The organism is Methylobacterium sp. XJLW (genome assembly GCF_003254375.1).
In the GTDB taxonomy this organism is placed as follows: Bacteria; Pseudomonadota; Alphaproteobacteria; order Rhizobiales; family Beijerinckiaceae; genus Methylobacterium; species Methylobacterium fujisawaense.
Genome location: NZ_CP016429.1, coordinates 575,715 through 599,603 on the forward strand (window position 1 = coordinate 575,715; position 23,889 = coordinate 599,603).

Annotated in this window: 19 protein-coding genes and 3 tRNA genes; 14 read left to right on the plus strand and 8 right to left on the minus strand. The window is 70.2% G+C overall.

Features of this window, described 5'->3' with window-relative positions; genetic code table 11:
• Window positions 1–5: 5 nt before the first annotated feature.
• From A3862_RS02635 to aroA, 4 genes are all read right to left on the minus strand, one after another.
• Entirely contained in the window at window positions 6–287 is a 282-nt protein-coding gene (locus A3862_RS02635; protein ID WP_043350305.1) for a hypothetical protein, read from the minus strand.
• 185 nt (window positions 288–472) lie between these two features.
• Window positions 473–548 (minus strand) — tRNA-Lys (locus tag A3862_RS02640).
• A gap of 105 nt (window positions 549–653) precedes the next feature.
• Window positions 654–1,292: a (d)CMP kinase gene (gene cmk, locus A3862_RS02645; protein WP_052083944.1), complete on the minus strand. Its 639-nt coding sequence runs from the start codon at window positions 1,290–1,292 to the stop codon at window positions 654–656.
• A 5-nt stretch (window positions 1,293–1,297) separates the two neighbouring features.
• Entirely contained in the window at window positions 1,298–2,647 is a 1,350-nt protein-coding gene (gene aroA, locus A3862_RS02650; protein ID WP_043381639.1) for a 3-phosphoshikimate 1-carboxyvinyltransferase, read from the minus strand.
• 291 nt (window positions 2,648–2,938) lie between these two features.
• On the opposite strand from aroA, the gene A3862_RS02655 reads away from it, so the two are divergent.
• The 3 genes from A3862_RS02655 (at window position 2,939) to A3862_RS02665 (ending at window position 3,684) form a co-directional block, all read left to right on the plus strand.
• On the plus strand, window positions 2,939–3,325 hold the full coding sequence (locus A3862_RS02655) for a TIGR02300 family protein (RefSeq protein WP_075381438.1): 387 nt from the start codon (window positions 2,939–2,941) through the stop codon (window positions 3,323–3,325).
• A 152-nt stretch (window positions 3,326–3,477) separates the two neighbouring features.
• Window positions 3,478–3,553, plus strand: a tRNA-Ala gene (locus A3862_RS02660).
• Window positions 3,554–3,608: 55 nt separating this feature from the next.
• A tRNA-Ala gene (locus tag A3862_RS02665) sits at window positions 3,609–3,684 on the plus strand.
• A gap of 119 nt (window positions 3,685–3,803) precedes the next feature.
• Here the strand turns inward: A3862_RS02665 and A3862_RS02670 are convergent.
• Window positions 3,804–4,292, minus strand: coding sequence for an Lrp/AsnC family transcriptional regulator (locus A3862_RS02670; RefSeq protein ID WP_043354596.1), 489 nt, complete (start codon window positions 4,290–4,292; stop codon window positions 3,804–3,806).
• Between the two features lie 207 nt (window positions 4,293–4,499).
• On the opposite strand from A3862_RS02670, the gene mdeB reads away from it, so the two are divergent.
• The 5 genes from mdeB to A3862_RS02695 all read left to right on the plus strand — a co-directional run bounded on the left by mdeB (window position 4,500) and on the right by A3862_RS02695 (window position 11,899).
• Window positions 4,500–7,187, plus strand: a complete 2,688-nt coding sequence (mdeB, locus tag A3862_RS02675; protein WP_043760510.1) for an alpha-ketoglutarate dehydrogenase — start codon at window positions 4,500–4,502, stop codon at window positions 7,185–7,187.
• A 241-nt stretch (window positions 7,188–7,428) separates the two neighbouring features.
• Entirely contained in the window at window positions 7,429–8,805 is a 1,377-nt protein-coding gene (locus tag A3862_RS02680) for a 2-oxo acid dehydrogenase subunit E2 (RefSeq protein ID WP_111473183.1), read from the plus strand.
• Window positions 8,806–8,816: 11 nt separating this feature from the next.
• Entirely contained in the window at window positions 8,817–10,526 is a 1,710-nt protein-coding gene (gene lpdA / locus A3862_RS02685) for a dihydrolipoyl dehydrogenase (protein WP_111474293.1), read from the plus strand.
• A gap of 338 nt (window positions 10,527–10,864) precedes the next feature.
• Window positions 10,865–11,452 carry a hypothetical protein gene (locus A3862_RS02690; protein WP_043381805.1) on the plus strand — a complete coding sequence of 196 codons (588 nt, stop codon included), beginning with the start codon at window positions 10,865–10,867 and terminating at the stop codon, window positions 11,450–11,452.
• A 36-nt stretch (window positions 11,453–11,488) separates the two neighbouring features.
• A complete protein-coding gene (locus A3862_RS02695) occupies window positions 11,489–11,899 on the plus strand; it encodes a DUF2147 domain-containing protein (RefSeq protein ID WP_043353773.1) in 411 nt (136 codons plus the stop codon).
• A gap of 432 nt (window positions 11,900–12,331) precedes the next feature.
• On the opposite strand, the gene alaS is transcribed toward A3862_RS02695, so the two are convergent.
• Window positions 12,332–15,010 carry an alanine--tRNA ligase gene (gene alaS, locus A3862_RS02705; protein ID WP_111473184.1) on the minus strand — a complete coding sequence of 893 codons (2,679 nt, stop codon included), beginning with the start codon at window positions 15,008–15,010 and terminating at the stop codon, window positions 12,332–12,334.
• Between the two features lie 229 nt (window positions 15,011–15,239).
• Between alaS and A3862_RS02710 the strand changes: the two genes are divergently transcribed.
• The 5 genes from A3862_RS02710 (at window position 15,240) to A3862_RS02730 (ending at window position 19,974) form a co-directional block, all read left to right on the plus strand.
• Window positions 15,240–16,406, plus strand: coding sequence for a transglycosylase SLT domain-containing protein (locus A3862_RS02710; RefSeq protein ID WP_043381650.1), 1,167 nt, complete (start codon window positions 15,240–15,242; stop codon window positions 16,404–16,406).
• 176 nt (window positions 16,407–16,582) lie between these two features.
• Window positions 16,583–17,122 carry a response regulator gene (locus A3862_RS02715; protein WP_043353767.1) on the plus strand — a complete coding sequence of 180 codons (540 nt, stop codon included), beginning with the start codon at window positions 16,583–16,585 and terminating at the stop codon, window positions 17,120–17,122.
• A gap of 225 nt (window positions 17,123–17,347) precedes the next feature.
• Entirely contained in the window at window positions 17,348–18,277 is a 930-nt protein-coding gene (locus A3862_RS02720) for a transglutaminase family protein (RefSeq protein ID WP_053608907.1), read from the plus strand.
• A gap of 77 nt (window positions 18,278–18,354) precedes the next feature.
• Window positions 18,355–19,173 (plus strand): transglutaminase-like domain-containing protein, encoded by an 819-nt coding sequence (locus tag A3862_RS02725; RefSeq protein WP_043760498.1) that lies wholly within the window; start codon window positions 18,355–18,357, stop codon window positions 19,171–19,173.
• A 153-nt stretch (window positions 19,174–19,326) separates the two neighbouring features.
• Complete coding sequence (locus tag A3862_RS02730) at window positions 19,327–19,974, plus strand: L,D-transpeptidase (protein ID WP_043760497.1); 648 nt, start codon at window positions 19,327–19,329, stop codon at window positions 19,972–19,974.
• Between the two features lie 83 nt (window positions 19,975–20,057).
• Here A3862_RS02730 and A3862_RS02735 read toward each other — a convergent pair whose 3' ends face one another.
• A complete protein-coding gene (locus A3862_RS02735) occupies window positions 20,058–20,393 on the minus strand; it encodes a hypothetical protein (protein WP_051044905.1) in 336 nt (111 codons plus the stop codon).
• A 131-nt stretch (window positions 20,394–20,524) separates the two neighbouring features.
• Window positions 20,525–21,013: a phasin gene (locus A3862_RS02740; RefSeq protein ID WP_043353754.1), complete on the minus strand. Its 489-nt coding sequence runs from the start codon at window positions 21,011–21,013 to the stop codon at window positions 20,525–20,527.
• Window positions 21,014–21,282: 269 nt separating this feature from the next.
• Between A3862_RS02740 and A3862_RS02745 the strand changes: the two genes are divergently transcribed.
• On the plus strand, window positions 21,283–23,793 hold the full coding sequence (locus A3862_RS02745; RefSeq protein WP_236961706.1) for a PAS domain-containing protein: 2,511 nt from the start codon (window positions 21,283–21,285) through the stop codon (window positions 23,791–23,793).
• Window positions 23,794–23,889 lie beyond the last annotated feature (96 nt).

Consider the following 23,889-nt stretch of genomic DNA (forward strand, 5'->3'; position numbering starts at 1 on the left):
TCGGCTCAGTAGCCGGAGCCGTAGTAACCCGGACCCCGGCTCAAAGCGCCCGCCGCAACGGCTCCGGCGGCCGCACCGGCGATGCCAAGACCGACTGCAGCCCCGGTCGAGATCCCGCGATGACGACGGTAGCCGTAATCCCGGCGCGGGCCGTATCCGCGATGATATCCGTGGCCGTATCCGTAGCCGTGATGCCGCCCGTAGCCATAGCCCTGCGCGTCCGCGCTGGTGGCGCCGAGAGCTCCGATGGAGAGGCTCAGGGCGGAGATGAGTGCGAGCTTTCGCATCGATGAATCCTTCACGGTTACGTTGGGGCCCCAACCCAATACGCCGCAAAGAGGTTCCACCGCAGGTTCTGCGAGCGCCGGCGCAATCGGCAACGCACCGCCAATCTGAAAGGAAGTCCCCATCAACGACCGCGGGCGGTTCGCCGTTACCGGCCAGCCGCGTCCGATGGGGATCACCGAGGGTGTGGTGAGCGCGCTGGGACTCGAACCCAGGACCTACAGATTAAAAGTCCGTTGCTCTACCAGCTGAGCTACGCGCTCGCGTCCCGGGCCGATCGCGGTGGCCCGTCGGGGACGGCGCGTCCGCAATAGGTGAGCGGGCCCGGGGGGTCAACATAAGGGACGTGGACAATCCTCAATCCGCCCTCAATCCGCGTCGCCGCGGCTCTGCTCCACGATGCCCCGGGCCTCGGCGAAGGCCGCATCCGCGTCGAGCTCCGTGGTGTCGAGCCGGATCGCATCGTCGGCCATGCGCAGGGGTGCGGCGCTGCGGGATGCATCCCGGGCGTCGCGGGCCTCGATGTCGGCGAGGATCGTCGCGAAGGTCGCCGACTCACCGCGGCCGACCAGTTCCCGGTGGCGGCGGCGGGCGCGCTCCTCCGAGGACGCCGTGATGAACAGCTTCACCGAGGCCCCGGGGCAGACCACCGTGCCGATGTCGCGCCCGTCGAGCACCGCCCCCTGCGGATCGGCGGCAAAGCGGCGCTGCCAGGCGAGCAGGCCGGCCCGGACTTCCGGCACGGACGAGACGCGCGAGGCCGCCTCGCCCATGGCCCGGTCGCGCAGCCGCGGGTCGTCGAGCTTGCCGGCGTCGAGGGCCTGGGCCGCCCGCGCCGCGGCCGCGGAATCCTCCAGCGACAGGCCTGCATCGAGCAGGGCCATAGCCACGGCCCTGTAGAGGAGCCCGGTGTCGAGATGCGGCAGGCCGTAATGATCGGCCAGACGCTTGGCGAGCGTGCCCTTGCCGGATGCGGCCGGTCCGTCGATCGCGATGACGAGCGGCATGCCGGTCACGCCTCGATCCGGCCGCCGAGGGCCTGCATGGTCGGAAGGAAGCTCGGGAAGCTCGTGGCGATCATCGCGCCGTCATCCACCGTGACCGGGTTCCGTGCGGCGAGCCCCATGACGAGGAACGCCATGGCGATGCGGTGGTCGAGATGCGTCGCGACCGTTCCGCCGCCCGGCGCGGCGGCGCCGTCGCCCTCCACCACGAGGTCGTCACCCTCCACCGCGTGGCGGACGCCGTTGGCGGCCAGCCCCGCCGCCACGGCGGCGAGGCGGTCCGATTCCTTGACCCGCAGCTCGTGCAGGCCGTTCATCCGGGTCCGGCCCTCGGCGAAGCTCGCCGCCACCGCCAGCACCGGGTACTCGTCGATCATCGCGGGCGCCCGCTCGGCCGGGACGTCGACGCCGGTCAGGCGGCTCGCGCGCACGCGCAGGTCGGCCACGGTCTCGCCGCCCTCCTCCCGCTCCGCCACGCGCTCGATCTGCGCGCCCATCTCCAGGAGCGTCGTGATCAGCCCGATGCGCAGCGGGTTCATCATCACGCCTTCGATGACCACGTCGGAGCCGGGGACGATCAGCGCCGCCACCAGGGGGAAGGCCGCCGAAGACGGGTCGGCCGGCACCACGACATCGGTGCCGCGCAGGGTCGGCTGGCCGGTCAGCGCAACCTTGCGGCCGTGGCCGCCGGGACCGTGCGGCTCGACGACGACCGTGGCGCCGAACAGGCGCAGCATCCGCTCGGTGTGGTCGCGGGTCGCGGCCGCCTCGATCACGGTGGTGACGCCGGGCGCGTTGAGGCCGGCGAGCAGCACCGCCGACTTGATCTGCGCCGAGGCCGCCGGGGTCTCGTAGGTGATCGGGATCGCCTCCTTGGGGCCCCGCAGGGTCAGGGGCACGCGGCCGCCCTCGGCTTCGGCCAGGACCTGGGTGCCCATCCGGGTGAGCGGGTCGAGGATGCGGCGCATGGGCCGCGAACGCAGGGAGGCGTCGCCGTCGAAGGTCGCGGTCACCGGCTGCCCACCGACCACGCCCATCATGAGGCGGGAGCCGGTGCCGGCATTGCCGAAATCGAGGACGTCGGCGGGATCGCCGAGGCCCCCGATGCCGACGCCCCGGACCCGCCAGCGTCCGGCCCCGAGCCGCTCGACGCCCGCGCCGAGCGCCTTCGCGGCGGCGGCGGTCCGCAGGACGTCATCGCCCTCCAGCAGCCCTTCGACCCGCGTCTCGCCCTGGCTGAGCAAGCCGAGGATCATCGCCCGATGCGAGATCGACTTGTCGCCGGGCGGCCGAAGGCGTCCGCGCAGCGGGGTGCCCGGCGCGGCGGTGAGGGGCTGTGGAGTCGAATCGTGCGACACGGGACGTCCGTTCGGGCTCTGACGAGTGGGCCTGGATCCGGCGCGTCGCGCGGCTCGGCCGCGGCGCTGCAATCGGACGGTGAAATCGCCGGGCGGTTAACACGGGTACCGGCCGGCGTCATCAATCCGATGTCTTCGTCGATCCTCCGGACGATCCTCCTGCCGATCCTCCCGCCGATCCTCCGTAGGACGCGGCCCGGAACGCCCTGCACGGGCTCGATTGACAGGGGCCGCCACCGCGACTAACGGGGCCCCTCCCCCGAGACAGAACTGACGACGAGGTGTCCGCCCGTGGCCCGACCGGAACTTGGCTTGAAGCGCCAGTGCATGAGCTGCGGCGCGAAGTTCTACGACCTCGCCCGAGATCCCGCCGTCTGCCCGAAATGCGGCGCGGTCTATCAGGCGGTGGCCACCTCGAGCCGTGCAGCGCCTCCGGCGCTGTCGCGGAGCGCGGCCAGCAACGACGATGAGGACGAGACGGACGAGAAGGGTCCGGAGCTGGTTTCCCTCGACGAGGTCGAAGCCGCCGAGGACGATGCGGATCCGACGCCCGAGGACGATTCGGTCGAGGACGGGGATACCGCCGACGACGACACCTTCCTGGAGGAAGAGGACGCCGGCGACGACGATGTCTCCGACCTGATCGACGGCGATATCGAGAACGACGAAGAGGGCTGAGGCGGTCGTCGCCTCCCCGATCAAAAACCCCCGGCAGCAGCGAAAAAGGGGGTTGAGTCCGCGGTGCGAGCCGCCTATAGAACCGGCCTCGCCGGACGCGATTTAGACCGGCGAGACCCCGCGGGACCCAACCCGCGGCGGATGCTAAAAGTGGGGCCTTAGCTCAGCTGGGAGAGCGCTTCCATGGCATGGAAGAGGTCATCGGTTCGATCCCGTTAGGCTCCACCATCCCACTCTCGCGTGACGCGGCCCTCCACGGGACGCGAAATGCAGTAAAAATTATGGGGCCTTAGCTCAGCTGGGAGAGCGCTTCCATGGCATGGAAGAGGTCATCGGTTCGATCCCGTTAGGCTCCACCATTTATCTCGCGCGCGACGCGGCCCATCGCGGCCTGCGTACCCGAGAACGAGACTTTCCAGATTTCGCCGTCGCGAGCGGACCCCGCTGCCACTGATGCACCGTGGGCGGCCGCGTCCGGTCAGCGGGTCAGGTGCCCGAGCGGCAGCGCGGTCGCGTACTTGACCTGCCCCAGGGCGAAGCTCGATCGGATGTTGGCCACCCCGGGGATCCGCGTGAGGTGGTCCAGGACGAGCTTCTGGTACTGGCCGAGATCCTCGACCACGACCCGCAGCATGTAGTCGGCCTCGCCGCTCATCAGATAGCACTCCATCACCTCGGGGCGGTTGCGCACCGCCTCGTCGAAGGCCTGGAGCGCGGCCTGGGTCTGTTTCTCGAGCGACACGTGGACGAACACGTTGACCGCGAGCCCGAGGCTCAGCGGGTCGACCACCGCCACGCAGCCGCGGATCACCCCCGCCTCCTTCAGGTCGTTGACGCGGCGCCAGCACGGCGACGTCGACAGGCCCACCCGCTCGGCGAGATCCGCGATGCTGATCTCGCTGTCCTGCTGCAGACATTCGAGAATGCGCAGGCTCGCGGCGTCGAGGGGGGCCGGTCGTGCGGGCATCGGTTCGGTCTCCAATCTGGCCGCTGCGAAGCGCAGCCTCCGACGACGACGCGCGAGGCGCTCTGGCCTCGCGACAGAGGCATATTTTGCCGCCTATCGCCCAAATCGCGGAATATCAATCCTGACACGGCGCGATGGAAGCAAATCTTCGGCATGTCCCGCCGTCCCGATACTCGTATGATCGGGGGAATAAGGGAGGCCGCGTTGATGAACGCCATACCGCCGAAAGCCACGATCGCGCGGTCCGCCGAGGTCGATCACGACCCGGCCGAGACCCAGGACTGGCTCGCCGCGCTGGAATCCGTCTTCCGCACCGAGGGCGCGGCCCGGGCGCGGTTCATCCTCGACCGCCTGGAGCGGCGCTCGAAGGAGATCGGCATCCTCGACGAGGCCCTGCCCTACTCGCCCTACCGGAACACGGTTCCGCTGGAGAAGCAGCCGCGCTACCCCGGCGATCTCGACATCGAGGAGCGCCTGACCTCGATCATGCGCTGGAACGCGCTCGCCATGGTGGTGCGCGCCAACATGGCCTACGGCGAGCTCGGCGGCCACGTGGCCAGCTACGCCTCGGCGGCGGAGCTGTTCGAGGTCGGCTTCAACCACTTCTTCAAGGGCGGGACGGACGGCGACCTCGTCTATTTCCAGCCGCACTCGGCCCCCGGCGTCTACGCCCGGGCCTTCCTCGAGGGGCGACTCTCCGAGGAGCAGCTGAAGCACTACCGCCAGGAGATCGCCGGCGACGGTCTGTGCTCCTATCCGCATCCCTGGCTGATGCCGGATTTCTGGCAGGTTCCCACCGGCTCGATGGGCATCGGGCCGATCCACGCGGTCTATCAGGCGCGTTTCATGCGCTACCTCGCCGACCGGGGCCTCGCCGACACGTCCGGCCGCCACGTCTGGGGCGTGTTCGGCGACGGCGAGATGGACGAGCCCGAATCGATCGGCGGCCTCGCACTGGCGGCGCGCGAGAACCTCGACAACCTGACCTTCGTCATCAACTGCAACCTGCAGCGGCTCGACGGACCGGTGCGCGGCAACGGCCAGATCATCCAGGAGCTGGAGAGCCTGTTCCGGGGCGCGGGCTGGAACGTCATCAAGGTGCTGTGGGGTTCGGAGTGGGACGGGATCTTCGCCCGCGACACCAACCACGCCCTGCTGCGGCGCTTCGCCGACACGGTGGACGGCAAGTACCAGACGCTGGGCGCCAAGGACGGCGCCTACAACCTCGCCCACTTCTTCGGCGAGGATCCGGAGGTCCGCGAGCTCGTCGCCCACATGTCGGACGCCGATGTCGACCGGCTGAAGCGCGGCGGCCACGACTTCCGCAAGCTCTACGCGGCCTTCGCCGCCGCCAAGGCCACCAAGGGCCGGCCGACGGTGATCCTGGCCAAGACCAAGAAGGGCTACGGCATGGGCGGCGCGGGCGAGTCGCGCATGACCGCCCACCAGGCCAAGAAGCTCGACGTGGACGCGCTGCGCGCCTTCCGCGACCGGTTCGCCCTGCCGCTGTCGGATGCCCAGGTGGAGGGTTTGGCCTTCTACAAGCCGGCCGAGGACGGCGCCGAGATGCGCTACCTGCGCGAGCGCCGCGAGACGCTCGGCGGCGTGTTGCCGGCCCGCCGCCGCACGGCGCCGACCGTCTCGGTGCCGGCCCTCTCGACCTACGCGGGCTTCGCGCTCGAAGCGGGCGGCAAGGAGATGTCGACCACCACGGCGGTGGTGCGCCTATTCGGCAACCTCCTGAAGCACAAGGATCTCGGGCCGCGCATCGTCCCGATCGTCGCCGACGAGGCCCGGACCTTCGGCATGGCCAACCTGTTCCGGCAGGTCGGGATCTACGCGCCGCAGGGCCAGCTCTACGAGCCGGAGGATGCCGGCTCGATGCTCTACTACCGCGAGGCCCGGGACGGGCAGCTCCTGGAGGAAGGCATCACCGAGGCCGGGGCGATCTCGTCCTGGACGGCGGCGGCCACGGCCTACAGCGTCCACGGCCTGTCGATGCTGCCGTTCTACATCTACTACTCGATGTTCGGCTTCCAGCGGGTCGGCGACCTGATCTGGGCGGCGGCCGACCAACGGGCCCGCGGCTTCCTGATCGGCGCCACGGCGGGCCGGACCACGCTGGGCGGCGAGGGCCTTCAGCACCAAGACGGGTCGAGCCACATGCAGGCGGCCGCAATCCCGAACTGTCGGGCCTACGATCCGGCCTTCGCGTACGAAATGGCGGTGATCGTCGACCGGGGCGCCCGGGCGATGATGGAGGAGGGCGAGGACGCCTTCTACTACCTCACCGCGATGAACGAGAACTACGCCCAGCCCTCCATGCCGCAGGGGGCGGAGGCCGGGATCCTGAAGGGCATGTACCGGCTGTCGGGGCCGGAGGCCGGGCAAGGGACGGGCGCCGCCTTCGTGCGGCTCCTCGGCTCCGGGGCGATCCTCCCGGAGGTGATCGCGGCGGCTGAGCTGCTCGCGCAGGATTTCGGCGTCGCCGCCGAGGTGTTCAGCGTGACGAGCTTCAGCGAGCTGGCCCGCGACGCCCGCGAGGCCGAGCGGCAGGCGATGCTCAACCCGGAAGCCGAGGCGCCGGTCAGCCACGTGGCGGCGCTGCTGCCGGGCACGGCGCCCATCGTCGCGGCGAGCGACTACGTCCGGGCCTACCCGCAGCTGATCGCCTCCTATGTCGGCGCGCGCTTCGTCGCCCTCGGCACAGACGGGTTCGGGAGGAGCGACACCCGCAACGCGCTCCGCCGGTTCTTCGAGGTCGACCGGCAGCACGTGGTCATCGCGGCGCTGCACGCCCTGGCGGAAGCCGGGACGGTGCCGCGCGCCACGGTGGCGGACGCGATCCGCCGCTACGGCATCGCGGCGGACGCGCCCGCGCCCTGGACGATCTGAGGCCAACCGGCGAACCCACCCGCGACCTCATCCTGAGGTGCGCGCGCAGCGCGCCTCGAAGGAACTCTCCAGCCGGCCGTGCGATCCCTGGAGCCCTCCTTCGAGGCCTCCGCTGCGCTCCGGCGCCTCAGGATGAGGGCGTGGCTGGGAGATCCGGCGCGTCGACGACATCGCGCCTCTCTTCCCCTGCCCGCACGCGGACAGGCCGTAACAGCCTTCCAGCAACCGGAATTCCACCCGCATGAGCGCCGCGCTGCAGATCGCCCTTCCGGATATCGGCGACTATCGGGACGTGCCGGTCATCGAGCTTCTGGTGAAGCCCGGCGACCGCCTCGCGGTGGACGACCTGATCCTCAGCATCGAGTCCGACAAGGCCACCATGGAGGTTCCCTCCCCGGTCGCCGGCATCGTCCGCGAGTTGCTGGTCTCCGTGGGGTCGAAGGTGTCGGAAGGAACCCCGATCCTGACGGTGGAGCCCGCGGAGGGCAGCGGGGCCGCACCGGTGCCGGACGCCCCCCCCGCTGCCGCGGCCGCGTCGTCCCCCGAGCGGAGCGCGGGTCCCCTTTCCCGTTCGGAAGCGGGACAGGATGAGGGATCAGGGTTGTCCGGAGACGGCGCACCCCTCACCCCAACCCTCTCCCGCACGGGAGAGGGAGCCGGTCGCGCCTCGCCGAAGCCGATACAGGCCGATCCGATCCAGGCGACCCGCGGCGCGGTGCATGCCAGCCCGTCCGTCCGCCAGCTCGCCCGCGAGCTCGGTGTGGAGCTGGACCGCGTCGCCGCCACCGGGCCCAAAGGGCGGATCCTGCGCGAGGACGTACACGCCTTCGTCAAGGCGGCGCTCGGCGCGTCGGTCCCGGCGCCCGCCGCCGCGTCCGGCATCGGCGCCGGCCTGCCGCCCTGGCCGGACGTGGACTTCGCCAAATACGGCCCGGTCCGGGGCGAACCGCTGTCGCGCATCCAGAGTCTCTCGGGGGCCAATCTCAGCCGCAACTGGCTCACGATCCCGCACGTGACCAATTTCGACCGGGCCGACGTCACCGAGATCGAGTCGTTCCGGGTCGGCCTGAACACGGAGACCCGCACGCCGCCCGCGAAGGTCACCATGGTGGCCTTCCTGATCAAGGCGGCGGCCTCGGCGCTGCGCGCCTACCCGCGCTTCAATTCCTCCCTGGCGGGCGGCGAGCTGGTCCTGAAGGACTACGTCCATGTCGGCTTCGCGGTGGACACGCCGAAGGGCCTGATGGTGCCGGTGGTGCGCGACTGCGACCGCAAGGGCCTGATCGAGATTGCCACCGAGATGGCCGCGATGGCCGAGAAGGCCCGGGCAGGAACCCTCCCGGGCTCGGACATGCAGGGCGGCTGCTTCTCGGTCTCGTCGCTCGGCGGCATCGGCGGCGACGGCTTCACGCCGATCATCAACGCCCCCGAGGTCGCGATCCTGGGCGCGGCGCGCTCGCGCACCGAGGCGGTGTGGGACGGCAAAGCCTTCCAGCCGCGCCTGATCCTCCCCTTGAGCCTCTCCTGGGACCACCGCGTCGTGGACGGCGTCGCCGCCGCCCGCTTCCTCGGCCATGTGGCGTCGGTCCTCTCGGACCTCCGCCGCGCCCTCCTGTGACCGCCGCCGCCATGCCCGAGACCCTCGACATCCGCGTCCCCGATCTCGGGGATTACGCCGACGTGCCCGTCATCGAGATCCCGGTGGCGCCCGGCCAGCCGGTCGCCAGGGACCAGACCCTGCTGGTGGTCGAATCCGACAAGGCGACCCTGGACATCCCCTCCCCGACGGCGGGCCGCCTCGTGGAGATGCTGGTCGGCCTCGGCGACACGGTCTCGGCCGGCACCCTCGTCGCCCGCCTCGCGGTGGAGGCACCCGAGGTGCGCACCGAGCCGGCACCTGCGCCGGCCACCGCCGCGCCGCCACCGAAGCCGCAGGCGGAGGCGGGCTGCGACCTCCTGGTGATCGGCGGCGGACCGGGCGGCTACTCGGCCGCCTTCCGGGCCGCCGATCTCGGGCAGCGGGTGATCCTGGTGGAGCGTGACGCGACCCTCGGCGGCGTCTGCCTCAACGTGGGCTGCATTCCCTCGAAGGCGCTGCTCCACGTGGCTGCGGTGACCGAGGAGGCCGTCCGGCTGGCCGCGCACGGGATCAGCTTCGGCGCACCGACGGTCGACCTGGAAAAGCTCCGGAGCTTCAAGGCCGGCACCGTCCGGCGCCTCACGGACGGGCTCGCCCAGATGGCGCGCCAGCGCAAGGTCGAGGTGATCCGCGGGACCGCACGCTTCACGGGCCCGAGCGCGGTCTCGGTGGCGCTGCATGGTGGCGACACGCGCGACGTCACCTTCGCCAGCGCCATCGTGGCCGCGGGCTCGTCGCCGGTGGCCCTGGCGATGCTGCCGGACGATCCCCGCATCGTGGATTCCACGGGGGCGCTGGAGCTGCCCTTTGTGCCGCGCCGGTTGCTGGTGATCGGCGGTGGCATCATCGGCCTGGAGATGGCGACCGTCTACAGCGCACTGGGCGCCCGGGTCGACGTGGTCGAACGCCTGCCGAACCTGCTGGAGGGCGTCGACCGGGATCTCGTGGCGGTCTGGACGAAGCGGAACGCGCACCGCTTCGACCGAATCCGCACGAGTACGGAGGTGATGGCGGCAGAGGCGACACCGGAGGGCATCGCCGTATCGATCGCTGGCGAGGCCGAGCCGCAGACCTACGACCTCGTGCTCCAGGCCGCGGGGCGTCGTCCGAACGGCGCGAACCTGGGCCTCGACGCCGCCGGCGTGGTGCTGGATGGCGGCTTCGTGCCCGTGGACGCGCAGATGCGGACCAACGTGCCGCATATTCTCGCCATCGGTGATCTCGTCGGGCAGCCAATGCTCGCCCACAAGGCCGTCCACCAGGGGCACGTGGCCGCCGAGGTGGCCGCCGGCCACAAGGCCGGCTTCGATGCCGCCGTGATCCCCTCGGTGGCCTACACCGATCCCGAGATCGCCTGGGTGGGCCTGACGGAAACGGCGGCCAAGGCCTCGGGGCGGGCCGTGGAGGTCGCCCGCTTCCCCTGGGCGGCCTCGGGCCGGGCCATCGCCAACGGCGCCGATTACGGTCTGACGAAGCTGCTGTTCGATGCGCAGACCAAGCGCGTTGTCGGCGGCGCCATCGTCGGCCCGAGCGCGGGCGACATGATCGGCGAGGTCGCGCTGGGAATCGAGATGGGCGCCGATGCCACCGACATCGCCCGGACCATCCATCCCCATCCGACCCTCGGCGAGACGATCGGCCTCGCGGCCGAAGCCGGCCTCGGGCTCTGCACCGACCTGCCGCCGGTCGGGCGCCGGTAGGATCATCTTCGCCAGGGGACGGGTCCGCCAGGCGGCGGGCAGCTCGACGGATGGACGCGTCTTGTATAGATCTTGGCCCGCGTCGCCGACTCGGCCAGGAAACAGCCCGGTCAGCACGTTCTGCCGGGCCTCGACGCTGCGGCGATCGGCGAAGACCTGGTATTTCGACTGGGAGGACATGGCTCGAGATGCTGTGGCACACCGGAAAGTCTTTCCGCCATGCCCTTTGTATTTCGCCATACTTGGCACGGGATCGATCGACGCGCGACGGCCGTCGAACCCGGCAGCCCGCATTTCGCCGGTGGGCGCTGCGCGTGGCTCTGGCGGCGCTTGTCCCGATGACCGGGTCACCAAGCTCTGCGCGCGATGGGGCGTCCGTGTCCGGTCCTGCCGCCGCGCCGGCGCCGGCTGAAAGCCCGCAGGCGCTCATCGCCTCGCTGCGGAGCCGCATTCTCGCGGCTCACAGCGCGACCTTCGCCCTCGAAAGCTGGTGTGCCGACCACAAGCTTGCGGGGGATCCTCACCTCGTCGCCGAGCGGATACCGGTGGCGGACAAGCCTCTGACGGCGGTGCAGCGGGCGCGGCTGGCGATCGGGCCGGACGAGCCCGTGCGCTATCGCCGGGTCCGCCTCGCCTGCGGCGACCGCGTCCTGTCGGAAGCGGACAATTGGTATGTGCCCGCACGCCTCACGCCGGAGATGAACGCGACGCTGGACAGCACGCGGACGCCCTTCGGCCGGGTCGTGCGTCCCCTCGCCCCGGTTCGCGACACCGTCGCGGTTCGCGCGCCGGACCAGCGCACGGATCCGGGCCCCGACGATCCGCTCTTCGAGATCGATGCCGTGCTCTCGACTGCCGCCGGCGAGCCGTTCTGCGAGGTGGTCGAGACTTATCTGGGCAGTGCGCTGCCCCGAGCATCGCGCTAAGTACCCATCCGCATTCTGGACAGGAGAGGACCAGGGATGGGTTCGAGGCTTCGTCGCTCGATTCTGACACTGCTCGCGATGGGCACGGCGTGCGGTCCGGTTCTGGCGGCCGACCCGGCTGGCTTCTGGCTCACGGAGACCGGCAGTTCCCGCGTCCGCATCACGCCCTGCGGGAGCGGCTTCTGCGGGACGATCGTCAGCGCACCGGGGAAGGGACTCGACGCGAAGAACCCGGATCCGGCCTTGCGCGGTCGCAGCGTCGTGGGCGTTCAGATCCTCGACGCGCGTCAGCCCCAAGGCGGCGGTTACTCGGGTTCCCTCTACAATCCGAACGACGGCAAGACCTATTCCGGTTCGCTGAAGCTCACGGGCCCGGATACGCTCGAAGTCTCCGGTTGCGTGATGAGCGTATTCTGCAAGCAGCAGACCTGGACGCGCGTCAAATAACCGAGGCCCCCGCAGGCCGGCGCCGGCGCTGCAACGATGCAGGATCGGGTCTGCGCCGCTGAGGTCGCGTGGGTCAGAAACCGAAACGGGGGCTTCGTGACCCAGCCCCTCCTCGCCCGCCTCGTTGGCCTGCCCGCCCTCGCGCCGGACCCAGTCCAGGCACAGTCGCGCCCGCGCCTCGGGCGTTGTGAGTAAGCAGAGCGACGCTACCGGTAACGCCGCGACCGGGACCTACTGCCCGACCAATCGTCTGGGCGACAGGATGGCGACCGATCTGGCCGCAGCGGGCAACGCCAATCCCCCGTCGCGGGCGACACCGCAGGGCGGCGGCGTCGGCGGAAACACGTAAGCCGCCGAGGGCGGGACCCCGACCATCCCGCCGCTCGCCTCCACGGCCGCACCGGAGACGGCGCGGTTCCTTGCGGGCGCGTCTCAGGCCGCTTCGGTGAGAGCCTGCGCGATGGCGTCAAGGGCGGCCTCGGCTCCGGCTCCGTTCGGCCCGCCGGCCTGCGCCATGTCGCGCCGGCCTCCGCCTCCCTTGCCGCCGAGCGCGCCCGCTCCAGCCCGCACGAGCCCGACGGCATCGTAGCGACCGGTCAGGTCGTCGGTGACGCCAACGACCAGACCCGCCTTGCCGTCCGGCGCGACGCCGACCACCGCCACGATGCCGGAGCCCAGACGCTTCTTCTCCTCATCGACGATCGGCTTGAGGTCGCGCATGTCGAGCCCTTCCACCACCGAGCGGCGGAAGGCCACGCCGCCGATCTCAGTTTGCTGAGCGCCCGAGCCCGGACCACCCTCGCCGCCCATGGCGAGCTTCCGGCGGGTCTCGGCCAGTTCACGCTCCAGGCGCCGCCGATCCTCCATCAATGACGTCAGACGATCGGGCGCCTCGGAGACCGGAGCCTTGAGAATGCCGGCCAGCGCCGCCAGGGTCCGGGCCTCCTCGGCCCGATGATGACGCGCCGCGTCGGCCGTGAGAGCCTCGATCCGGCGCACGCCGGCCCCCACCGCGCTCTCGCCCACGATGGTGATCGCTCCGATGTCGCCGGTGCGCCCGGCGTGGGTGCCGCCGCATAGTTCGACCGAGAAGGTCTTCGGCCGGCCCTGCGCGGCCTCCTCGTCGATGGGCAGCCCCATCGAGACCACCCGCACCTCGTCGCCGTACTTCTCGCCGAACAGCGCCCTGGCGCCCGACGCGATGGCGTCGTCCACGGCCATCAGCTTGGTCACGACAGGCGCGTTCTGCAGCAGCACGGCGTTGGCGATGTCCTCCACCCGGGCGAGTTCATCCGCCTCGATGGGCTTCGGGTGGCTGATGTCGAAACGCAGACGATCGGGGCTCACGAGCGAGCCCTTCTGCGCGACGTGATCGCCCAGCACCTGCCGCAGAGCCTCATGCAGCAGATGGGTCGCCGAGTGGTTGGCCCGGATCGCCTTGCGGCGGACATGGTCGACCTTGAGCTCTACCGGCTGGTCGAGGCCCAAGCTTCCCTCCTCCACGGTCACATGGTGGACGAACAGGTCGCCGAGCTTCTTCTGGGTGTCGGTCACCCGCGCCCGCACGCCCGGCGCCAGGATCAGGCCGGTATCGCCGACCTGGCCGCCCGATTCCCCGTAGAACGGCGTCTGGTTGACGAGGACGAGGCCGGTCTGGCCAGCGTCGAGGCTCTGCACCTCGGCGCCGTCGCGCAGCAGCGCCGTGACGATGCCCTCGGCCGTCTCGGTCTCATAGCCCAGGAACTCGGTGGCACCGACGCGCTCGCGCAGGCCGAACCACACCGTCTCGGTGGCCGCCTCGCCCGAGCCCTTCCAGGCCTCGCGGGCCGCCTGCTTCTGACGCTGCATCGCCGCCGAGAAGGCGTCGGTATCGACGCCGATGCCACGGGCTTTCAGGGCGTCCTGCGTCAGGTCGAGGGGGAAGCCGTAGGTATCGTAAAGGGTGAACGCGGTCTCGCCGGAGAGCTTGTCGCCCTGCTTGAGGTCGCGGCTCTCGGCGTCGAGGATCGACAGACCCCGCTCGAGGGTGCGGCGGAAGCGGGTCTCCTCCAGCTTCAGGGTCTCGGCGATCAGGCTCTCGGCCCGCATCAACTCCGGATAGGCCTGGCCCATCTCGCGCACCAGCGTCGGGACGAGGCGGAACATGGTGGGCTCGCGGGCGCCCAGGATCTCGGCGTGGCGCATGGCGCGGCGCATGATCCGCCGCAGCACGTAGCCTCGCCCTTCGTTACTGGGCAGCACGCCGTCGGCCACCAGGAAGGAGGCCGCCCGCAGGTGGTCGGCGATCACCCGGTAGGATGCGAGCGTCGCCGGCTCCGGCGCCCGCGACACGGCGTGGGCCACGGCGTCGATGAGGGCGCGGAACAGGTCGGTGTCGTAGTTCGAGTGGACGCCCTGGAGGATCGCCGCCATGCGCTCCAGGCCCATGCCGGTGTCGATCGACGGCCGCGGCAGCGGGTTGCGGACGCCCGGCTCCAGCTGCTCGTACTGCATGAACACGAGGTTCCAGAACTCCAGGAACCGGTCGCCGTCCTCGTCCGGAGAGCCGGGCGGCCCGCCCTGCAGCGCCGGCCCCTGGTCGATGAAGATCTCCGAGCAAGGACCGCAGGGGCCGGTATCGCCCATCTGCCAGAAATTGTCGGAGGTCCCGATCCGGATGATCTTCTCGTCCGGGAAGCCGGCGATCTTCTTCCACAGGCCGGCGGCCTCGTCGTCGTCGGCGTAGACGGTGACGAGGAGCCTGTCGGACTTGAGGCCGAATTCCTTCGTGATCAGGGTCCAGGCCAGCTCGATCGCCCGGTCCTTGAAGTAGTCGCCAAACGAGAAGTTGCCGAGCATCTCGAAGAAGGTGTGGTGACGTGCCGTGTACCCGACATTGTCGAGGTCGTTGTGCTTGCCGCCGGCCCGCACGCATTTCTGCGCCGTCGTCGCCCGGTCGTAGGCGCGCTTCTCCATCCCTGTGAAGACGTTCTTGAACTGCACCATGCCGGCGTTCGTGAACATGAGCGTCGGATCGTTCTTCGGCACGAGGCTCGAGGAGGGCACGACCTCGTGTCCCGCCTTGGCGAAGTAGTCGAGGAAGGTCGACCGGATCTCGTTGACGCCGCTCATCGGGGCTGACTCTGGCAGGACGGACGGGAAAGGGCGGCCGCGCGTCATCCGCCCGGCGCCCGCATGGCGCCCTCTTAAGGAGGGATGCCGCGCGAGTCACGGGCGGCCTGCCCCGAAATCTCCCCGGGACGCCGCAACTCGGCCACAAGCACGGCCGTGTTGTCGCCACATCTGTCAAGCGATGGTGAGTCCGTAGCGCCACAACGGCGTGTGGAGAGTCGGGATAACGATGCAGGGCCGCACGGTCGGATCGCCGAGGACCATCACCGGCAAGCAGAGCCATTTCGGCTCGAACCGCGCCGACGTGATCGCCGCACAGCCCATGCTGGGCCGTGCCCATGGCAGCCGCCCAGCGCTGTTCCGCTCGCTGCTCACCGTGTCGATGATCGCCGGCGGCCTCAGCGCCGCGCTGATCGGATCGGGCGTGGATCTCGCCAAGGTCGGCCTGTCGCCGGCCGTGTCCACGGCGGAAGCCGCTACCGAACTCCCGATGCCGCGCCCGCGCATCCACACAGTCGCCCTCAATACCGAGCTCGACCAGACGCCGCTCCGCGCCGCCTCCAGTTTCGCCCCCGTGCACGATCTCGACACCGATCTCGGCTCCAACACGGTCGACCGCGTGTCGTACGACTTCCTTCTCTCCGAGAGCGCCGCGGGCGACCCCAACGACATTCTCGAATTCGGCCCGATGAAGATCCGGCGCCACTTGGTGCAGACGATCGTGCGGGCGGCCCAGGCCGTTCAGACCGATCCGGTGCTGCTGATGGCAGTTGCCGACAAGGAGTCGAGCTTCGTCACGGCCGTTCAGGCCAAGACTTCCTCGGCGACGGGCCTCTTCCAGTTCATTGAGCGGACCTGGCTCGGTGTGGTCCGCGACTTCGGGCCCAAATACGGGCTGGAGAAGGAGGCCGCGTCGATCACGTCCGACGCCAACGACCGGCCGGTGATCGCCGATCAGGCGGAACGCGCCCGTGTGCTGGAGCTGCGCCGCGACCCGTACCTGTCGGCCCTGATGGCCGGCGAGATGCTGAAGCGCGACGCCGCCCGCATCGCCCTGCGCATCGGCCGCGAGCTGACCCTCGGCGAGGTCTACCTCGCCCACTTCCTCGGGCCGGACGATGCCGGGGAGTTCCTCGCCAACGTCGTGAATAAGCCGGCCGCCGCCGCGGCAGCCCTGCTCCCGGGCCCGGCCCGGGCCAACCGCTCGATCTTCTTCGCCGCCGGGCGCTTCGTCGGGCGCGGACGTCACCGCAAGCCGATGAGCCTGTCGGTGGCACAGGTCCATGAGAAGTTCGAGGCGATGATGAGCACCCGCGGCACGCGCTATCAGAACGTCCGCGAAGTGTCCGGGATCATGGCTTACGCCGACGCCGAACTGGGCCTCGCCACGCCGTAACGGGCGGCGGGTGCAATGCGGGATTCCCAACGTCGCGCGCAACCAGGGGCGGATTGCCGACTTTCCTCCTCAAGCGCCGCCTCCTTGAGCGGCACGACGTTCGACTTCGGGGGAAGTCCTTGAAAAAGCACGGAACGAGCGCGCCCCTGCCGCTCAATGATACGCTGTCGCCAGGTATTCCTCTCGACCAGATCGGTCAGACACTGGCGTCGTTCTACGATGATCTGGTGTCCGAGGGCATGCCGGAGCACCTCGCCGCCCTGGTGCGCCGCGTCCGGCAGACCGAGGACGACAGGGTCGCCGCAGCCGGGCCGGTCGCCGTGGCGGCCGAGACCGATCCGCGGCGCGTCGCCCTCGTCGTCGAGGACGATCCCGCGATTCGGGCCTTGGCCGAGACCCTGCTCGAAGAGACGGAACTAGACGTGGTCGGCTGCGACAGCGCCGAGGCTGCGCTGTCGGTCCTTCAGGCACGCGGCGGCGACGTCGCCCTGGTCTTCGCCGATGTCCGGCTGGCCGGCCATATGGACGGCCTCCAGCTCGCCCGCGCGGTCGCGACCTTGTGGCCGCGGGCCCGGCTGGTGATCACCTCCGGGCATGGCCTGCCGCGGCCCGAGATGCCGCCCGAGGCCGTGTTCATCGCCAAGCCCTGGCGCCCCCTGGACGTGCTGGTCGAAGCCGAGCGCGCCACTTCCGATCCGGCCCCTCCGGTCGTTTGAGAGCCGGCGGCCTCCCCCGAGCCCGTTCATCGTCGCTCTCGAACCATCCGGCAGAGCCCGGACGCGTCATCCGCGCCTGACGGCAGGGCCGGGAATCCGGACGGGTCGTGAGCCCGGATCTGTGCGGGCCGTCGGACCCGTATCGTCGCTGCACGATGCGGACCGGGAAGGCCCGGCCCTTGCATGACCGCCGGTCGTGTCGGCACGAGCCGGGAGACTGTGACGTTGCCGATCCTGTCTGTCCGCCACCGCACGACTTACCGGTATCGACGGCCGGTCGCCTTCGGTGAGCACCGGATCATGTTCCGGCCGCGCGACAGCTACGATCAGCGGTTGATCGCGGCGACCCTCGACATCACGCCCGAACCGGCCTCCCAGCGCTGGCTGTTCGACGTGTTCGGAAATTGTGTGGCCGTCACGACCTTCGACATCCGCGCCGAAGTCCTGACCTTCGATTGCGGCATCACCCTCGACCACACGCCGGAACACGCGCCGGTGTTCCCGCTCGCACCGCACGCGACGCACTATCCGTTCGGCTACGGTGCCGAGGACATGCCGGATCTCGCCCGCTCGATCGAGCGGCAATGGCCCGACCCGCGCCACGAGGTCGATGCCTGGGCGCGAAGCTTCCTGCCGCCTCAGGGACGCATCCCCACGCAGGAATTGCTGGCCGCCATGACGCGCAGCGTACGCGCGAACTTCACCTATCTGGCCCGTGCCGAGAAGGGCGTGCAGGATCCGCTGACGACGCTGCGCACGAAGCTCGGATCCTGCCGGGACTTCGCCGTGCTGATGATGGAGGGCGTGCGCGCGCTGGGCATGGCCGCCCGGTTCGTCTCCGGATATCTCTACAATCCCCGGAACGACCGCGCCCGCCACGTGGGCGGCGGCTCCACCCATGCGTGGCTGCAGGTCTACCTGCCCGGCGCGGGCTGGGTCGAGTTCGACCCGACCAACGGCATCGTCGGCAACCGCGACCTGATCCGCGTGGCGGTGGCCCGCGACCCCGCTCAGGCCGTTCCGCTGCACGGCTCCTTCTTCGGCCTCAGCAGCGACGATCTCGGCATGCGCGTCGATGTCAACGTGGTGGAATTGCCCGCCGACGGGACGACGGCCCACAGCCTGCAAGGGCTGCCGCCGCCCCTCGCGCGTTGAGCACGGGTGAGCATCCGGATCCGGGACAGGCATGCGCGGCGAGTGCGCGCGGAAGGCGACAGAGCAAGGTGGCCGCGATGAAGATCAGGACGGGTTTCGAGATTGCGTTCACGCTGTCGCAGCCAACACCGATGATTTTGATGCTCAGCGTCCATCCTTCACGGATGCCGGACGTGACGACCCCGCATGAAATCGGCTTCGATCCGCCGCTCCAGGCTCGCGAATACCGCGACGCCTTCGACAACATCTGCCACCGGATCGTCGCGCCGCCCGGACAGCTGACGATCTCGACGGACCTCATCGTTGACGATACGGGGCTGCCCGATCCGGTCGTGCCGGAGGCCCGCCAGATCCCGGTCCAAGATCTGCCCGACGATGTCCTGATCTTCCTGCTAGGCTCACGCTACTGCGACACCGACAGGCTCTCGCAGACGGCGTGGTCGCTGTTCGGCACCACGCCGGAGGGCTGGGCGCGCGTCCAGGCCATCGTCGACTACACGCACGAGCGGATCCGCTTCGACTACCAACGCGCCGATGCCACGAGGAGTGCGCATGACGCCTTCATGCAGCGCGAGGGCGTGTGCCGGGACTTCGCGCATCTGGCGATCGCCCTGTGCCGGTGCATGAACATCCCGGCGCGCTATGCCACCGGCTATCTGGGCGACATCGGCGTGCCGAAGGATCCGGCGCCGATGGACTTCTCCGCGTGGTTCGAGGTCTACCTCCACGGGCCCGACGGACCGCGCTGGTACACGTTCGACGCCCGCCACAACCGGCCCCGGATCGGTCGCATCGTCATGGCCCGCGGCCGCGACGCCACCGATTGCGCGATCTCGACCAATTTCGGCTACGCCCACCTCGCACGGTTCGACATCCACACCGACGAGGTGACCTGAGCAAGCCGCGGGCCCTGGCCCGAGCCGCGGCGCACCGTACGGTCGAGCGGCCCTGCGTATTCCGCCCAACAGCAAATTCATGGCGGATGTGTGGAACTGCCTGCCTATGCTCACGCTTGTAAAGGCAAAGGTTATCGCACAGGCAGGCCACTCATGAAGACCTCGGTCACCGCACTCGGCGCGCTCCTCGGCGTGGCTGTTCTTGCCGCAACGCCAGCCCTCGCCGCTTCGTCGTACGATCCCTTCGGTACGGACGGCTCCGACGAGTACTACTCGGATCAGGGACAGTACGGTTACCAGGGCACTTACGCCCCGGGCTATGGTCAGGGCGTGCAGGCGGCGCCGCAGGCGCAGGTCCAGCCGATCCCCCGTGAGGTCGTGGCGTTCAACGCGAACTACGCGCCCGGCACCATCGTGGTCTCCACCGCCGAGCGCCGCCTGTACTTCGTTCTGGGCGATGGTCAGGCGATCCGGTACGGCGTCGGCGTCGGTCGCCCGGGCTTCAGCTGGAGCGGCACCAACAAGATCACCGCCAAGCGCGAGTGGCCGTCGTGGACGCCCCCGAAGGCCATGATCGCCCGCCGTCCCGACCTGCCGCGCTACATGGCCGGCGGCATCGAGAACCCGCTCGGCGCCCGTGCCATGTATATCGGCAGCACCGAGTATCGCATCCACGGCTCCAACGAGCCGGACACGATCGGTCAGGCGGTGTCGTCGGGCTGCATCCGGATGACCAATGACGACGTCACCGACCTCTACGAGCGTGTGAAGGTCGGCGCCAAGGTCGTCGTTCTGAACTGAATTCGATCCGGCGGGACCACCCTCGCGGACCCCGCCCCCACGAGACCGGCCGCGCCACCCATCCGGGTGCGCGGCCCTTTCCGTTACGGGACGACGCGCCCGACAGCGGTCTGCGGCGGGCTGAACGAGGCGATCGGCATGTCGCAGAAGCAGCGCACGCCGAGGGGCCGCGGGCCGGGCAGAGGACACGAGAACGGCTTCGGTCCGGTGATGCCCTGCTGGACCGCATCGCAGTTGTAACCGACGGGGGCGCGCTGCGCCCGGCGGGGGACAGGCCGGTATTCGCCGTCGTAACCCGGATCGTCGTAATATTGGGCCCGCGCCGCGCCGGCCGGCAACGCGGCCGCGAGCGCCAGCGCGGCGATCGCGAGCCGGAACGGACCACGCAGGCCGGATCGGCCCGAAACAGTAAGGCGCATCCCTGATTCCTTCGCTCGGCGCGGACTCAACGCGTCCGCCCGGCGGCTCTCGGCGGCAATACCGGCGAAAACGAGACGACCCGCCCCCGGAGCCCGGGAACGGGTCGCAGCCCCGTTGATCGGTGCAGGCCTCAGTGCGTCGCGCGCTCGGCGGCGTCCTGGGCGTCCTGGGCCGTCTGCTTGGCGGCGTCCTGGCCCTGCTCCATGGCCTTGCGGGCCTCGTCGGCCCCCTGCTGCATCGCCGACTTGGCACGCTCGGCGCCCTGCTGCATCGCGCTCTGCGCGAGACCGCTGAACTCCTTGGCCTGCGCCTGGATGGCGGCGAACTGGCTGCGCACGAACTCAGCCTGGTGCTGCATGGCCTCCTGAACGTCCTTGGCGCGAACCAGCTTCTGGGCAAGATCGAAGGCCGCGTTCACGTTCTGCTCGGCATACTCGAAGCCGCGCGAGGAGACGTCCAGCGCGTTGGATCGGGCCATTTCGGCCGAACCCTGCACGGTATCGGCCGTACGGCGGGCCGCGCCGATGAAGCTGTCGAAGGCCTTGCGGGCCTGCTCGACGCTCTTCTCGGCAAAGTCACGCATCTCGGCCGGGACTTCGTAATTCGGGGGGTTGCTCATTCTACGTCTCCTCTCTTGATTGCTCTGTGGATGGCGCTTTGTGCGGTGCACAATATCTGATTCGCCGCCTTATGCCACCCACGCCCATGGCGTTAAGGTTGCCATGACGTAAACGTGTGACGGTTGCGCCCAGAGTCCAGCGTCGCGGCGCAAGGGAGTTTACAATAGGGCTACGGTCACGGGCGTTTCTCGGGCAAAGCGAGCCCATGGAACGTGACGGATCGCGTTAGGGTTCGAGGTCGCGGGCTTTGGAGACGACAGTGACACCGATGGCCGGTGCAGCCCAGCCCGGGCTGGCGACTGCCTTCGCGGCCTGGGCGCGCGTGCCGGCCCTGGCCGCCACGCTCGGCGCTCGGGACACCGTGCATTTCGTGGTCGACCCGTCGGCGGGGCAGATCCTGTACGCGTCCGATGCGGCGGCGCCCTTGGCCGACACCCTGACCGGCTCCGCGCTCGTCGGTTTGATCCGTCAGATTGTTGCCGCGACCGCAGGGGACGCCGCGCCCCGCCTCGCGCGCCTGCGCCTGGATGTCCGCCGCATCGCCCCCCCGGCACTGTGCTGGCTGGCGCGTGGAACTCAGGCGGACGGTCGTCCCGCCATCCTCGTGGTACCGACCACGCCCGTGACCGCCGCCCGCGCCCGGCCGGTCCGCCCCGTCGCGCCCCCGGCGAGCGCAAGCGCGCCGCCGGCGCATCCGCAGGCGACGCCATCCTCGATGGGGCGGGACAACCGCTTCTTATGGCGCATCGATGCCGCTGGTGTCCTGACCACCCTCACCGGGCCGGAGGCCCTCGCGGGCCTCGTGGGGCAGCGGTGGCAGGACATGGCGGCGACAGGCCTCCTGTCCGAAGCCGACTCGGTGCTGACGGCCCTGCGCGACCGGCGAACCTTCCGCGGCGAATCGGCGGTGCTCGATGCCGGCACCGGGCCGTTCCGGGTCGATCTCTCCGGCGCCCCTCTGGGGCGGGGTGATGCGGCGTTCTCCGGCTTCGGCGGGTTCGGCCTGATCCGGAGCGCGCCGAACGCGATCAAGGTCGTCGCCGAGCCCGCGGCGCCGCCGCCGGAATCGTCGGTTTCGGCGCCCGCGTCGCCTCTCCCCGAGCCCGTCGAAGTCGAAAGGCCGGTCGCGCCTGCGCCGGATCTCATCGCGACACCGCTCTCGACTGATGAGCATGCCGCCTTCCGGGAAATCGCCCGGGCGCTGGGCGCACGCTATGCCGGCGACGAGGTCGATCCTGAATCAGGGGCGCCGAAGGCCGAGAGCGGCGCGGTGATGCCGTTCCCCGCGCCGCAGACCAATCCAGTGGATCTGCCCGTGGCCTCCGAGGAGGCCAGCACGGAAACCGACGGGGCCAGTGTCGAGCCCCCCGTCGACGTGGCCGCTCCTCCGCAGGCCGACCTTCTCGCGGGTCTGCCGCTGCCGACGCTGATCCACCACGACGGCACCATCGTCGCCGCCAATCGCGGCTTTCTGGATCTGACAGGCCATCCCGACCTGCCGAGCCTCGCCCGCACCGGGCTCTCCGGACTTCTCCCGGGTCTCCCGCCTTCGAACGCGCTTGGCGATGCGCTTGGCGACGCGCTTGGCGACGCGGCACGCCGGACCACGGTGAAGACGGTCGAGGGCCATACGCGTCCGGTGGAACTGCTGAGCGGCGCCTTCAGCTGGGTAGGCGCCGCCGCGACGTGCCTGATCGCGCGCCCGGTCGATGAGGCCGATGTCGCGGATGCGCTCACCGCCGAGCGCCTCGCCCGCGCCGCCCAGACGGAACGAACGGCCCGTGCCGAGGCGGCCCTGGACGCACTGGAGATCGGGGTCGTCACCGTCGACGGGGCCGGCCGCATCGTCGCGTTGAACCACGCCGCGGCCGGCCTGTTCGGATGCGATCCGCGCGAGGTCGTCGGCGGCAGTTTCGTCAGCCTGTTCGACCGTCAGAGCGTCCTGACGATCGCCGATGCCCTGCGCGGCGCGGCCCCGGAGCGGCGCTCCATTGTCCTGGCCGGCAAGCCGATGTCGCTCGCCGTCGCGGGGCCTCTTGGACGACGGGTGGTCACGCTCGACCATGCCGGTCGCGCGGCGCCCGGAGAGGCGGGCGCAGCCAGTCGCCCGGAAACCGTGCCGGGCGGCGGAGAGGCCTTGAGCCGGCTCGACGGCGCCGTGCGCGGCCCCGTCACCGGGATGATCGATTTGGCAAACGCGATGCTGAAGGAGCCCTTCGGGCCCCTCGGCGACACGCGCTACAGGGACTGCCTGGCGGAGATCAAAGCGTCGGGCGAGACGATCCTGGAACGGGTCGGCAAGCTTCTGGATCTTGCCGCAGTCGAGGCCGGTTCGCTGCGCCTCGAACCCCGCGCCCTCGACCTCAACGACGTCGTGGCGGGTTGCGTCGCCCGCCTTCAGGGCGAGGCAGCGCGAGGCCGGGTCGTGATGCGGACAAGCTTCTCCACCGATCTCGGCGATTTGGAAGCCGACGAGCGCTCGGTCAGCCGCGCGGCCAGCCTCGTGATCGAGAACGCGATCCGACGCTCCGCCGCCGGAAGCCAGATCATCGTTTCCACCGGCTCGGCGGAACGGGCGGCCGTTGCCCTGCGGGTGCGCGGTACCGGCGCCGGGCCTGCTCCGCGGGTGGAAGACCCGAAGGAATCCGTCGAGGACGGGCTGGCACTGCCGCGTGCCCTGGTGGAGGCCAACGGCGGCCGCCTCCAGCTCTCCGCACGCCCGGAAGACGGCACGCTCGTGGAAATCATCATGCCGACGCGACGGGTGGCGAACGGATAGAACCCTGGCCGATCGCGCGCCGACGCGTCCCCGAAAGCGCGCCCCTGTACCGGCCATCGTCCGGGGGCGGAAACAGAGGACGGCGGGTGATCGTTC

Coding starts and splice junctions, on each gene's coding strand:
- A3862_RS02635 (WP_043350305.1), bottom strand. CDS start 287: ATGCGAAAGCTCGCACTCATCTCCGCCCTGAGCCTCTCCATCGGAGCT.
- cmk (WP_052083944.1), bottom strand. CDS start 1,292: ATGCCGCTCGTCATCGCGATCGACGGACCGGCCGCATCCGGCAAGGGC.
- A3862_RS02670 (WP_043354596.1), bottom strand. CDS start 4,292: ATGCCCGCACGACCGGCCCCCCTCGACGCCGCGAGCCTGCGCATTCTC.
- mdeB (WP_043760510.1), top strand. CDS start 4,500: ATGAACGCCATACCGCCGAAAGCCACGATCGCGCGGTCCGCCGAGGTC.
- A3862_RS02680 (WP_111473183.1), top strand. CDS start 7,429: ATGAGCGCCGCGCTGCAGATCGCCCTTCCGGATATCGGCGACTATCGG.
- lpdA (WP_111474293.1), top strand. CDS start 8,817: ATGCCCGAGACCCTCGACATCCGCGTCCCCGATCTCGGGGATTACGCC.
- A3862_RS02690 (WP_043381805.1), top strand. CDS start 10,865: ATGACCGGGTCACCAAGCTCTGCGCGCGATGGGGCGTCCGTGTCCGGT.
- A3862_RS02695 (WP_043353773.1), top strand. CDS start 11,489: ATGGGTTCGAGGCTTCGTCGCTCGATTCTGACACTGCTCGCGATGGGC.
- alaS (WP_111473184.1), bottom strand. CDS start 15,010: ATGAGCGGCGTCAACGAGATCCGGTCGACCTTCCTCGACTACTTCGCC.
- A3862_RS02710 (WP_043381650.1), top strand. CDS start 15,240: ATGCAGGGCCGCACGGTCGGATCGCCGAGGACCATCACCGGCAAGCAG.
- A3862_RS02725 (WP_043760498.1), top strand. CDS start 18,355: ATGAAGATCAGGACGGGTTTCGAGATTGCGTTCACGCTGTCGCAGCCA.
- A3862_RS02730 (WP_043760497.1), top strand. CDS start 19,327: ATGAAGACCTCGGTCACCGCACTCGGCGCGCTCCTCGGCGTGGCTGTT.
- A3862_RS02735 (WP_051044905.1), bottom strand. CDS start 20,393: ATGCGCCTTACTGTTTCGGGCCGATCCGGCCTGCGTGGTCCGTTCCGG.
- A3862_RS02740 (WP_043353754.1), bottom strand. CDS start 21,013: ATGAGCAACCCCCCGAATTACGAAGTCCCGGCCGAGATGCGTGACTTT.
- A3862_RS02745 (WP_236961706.1), top strand. CDS start 21,283: ATGGCCGGTGCAGCCCAGCCCGGGCTGGCGACTGCCTTCGCGGCCTGG.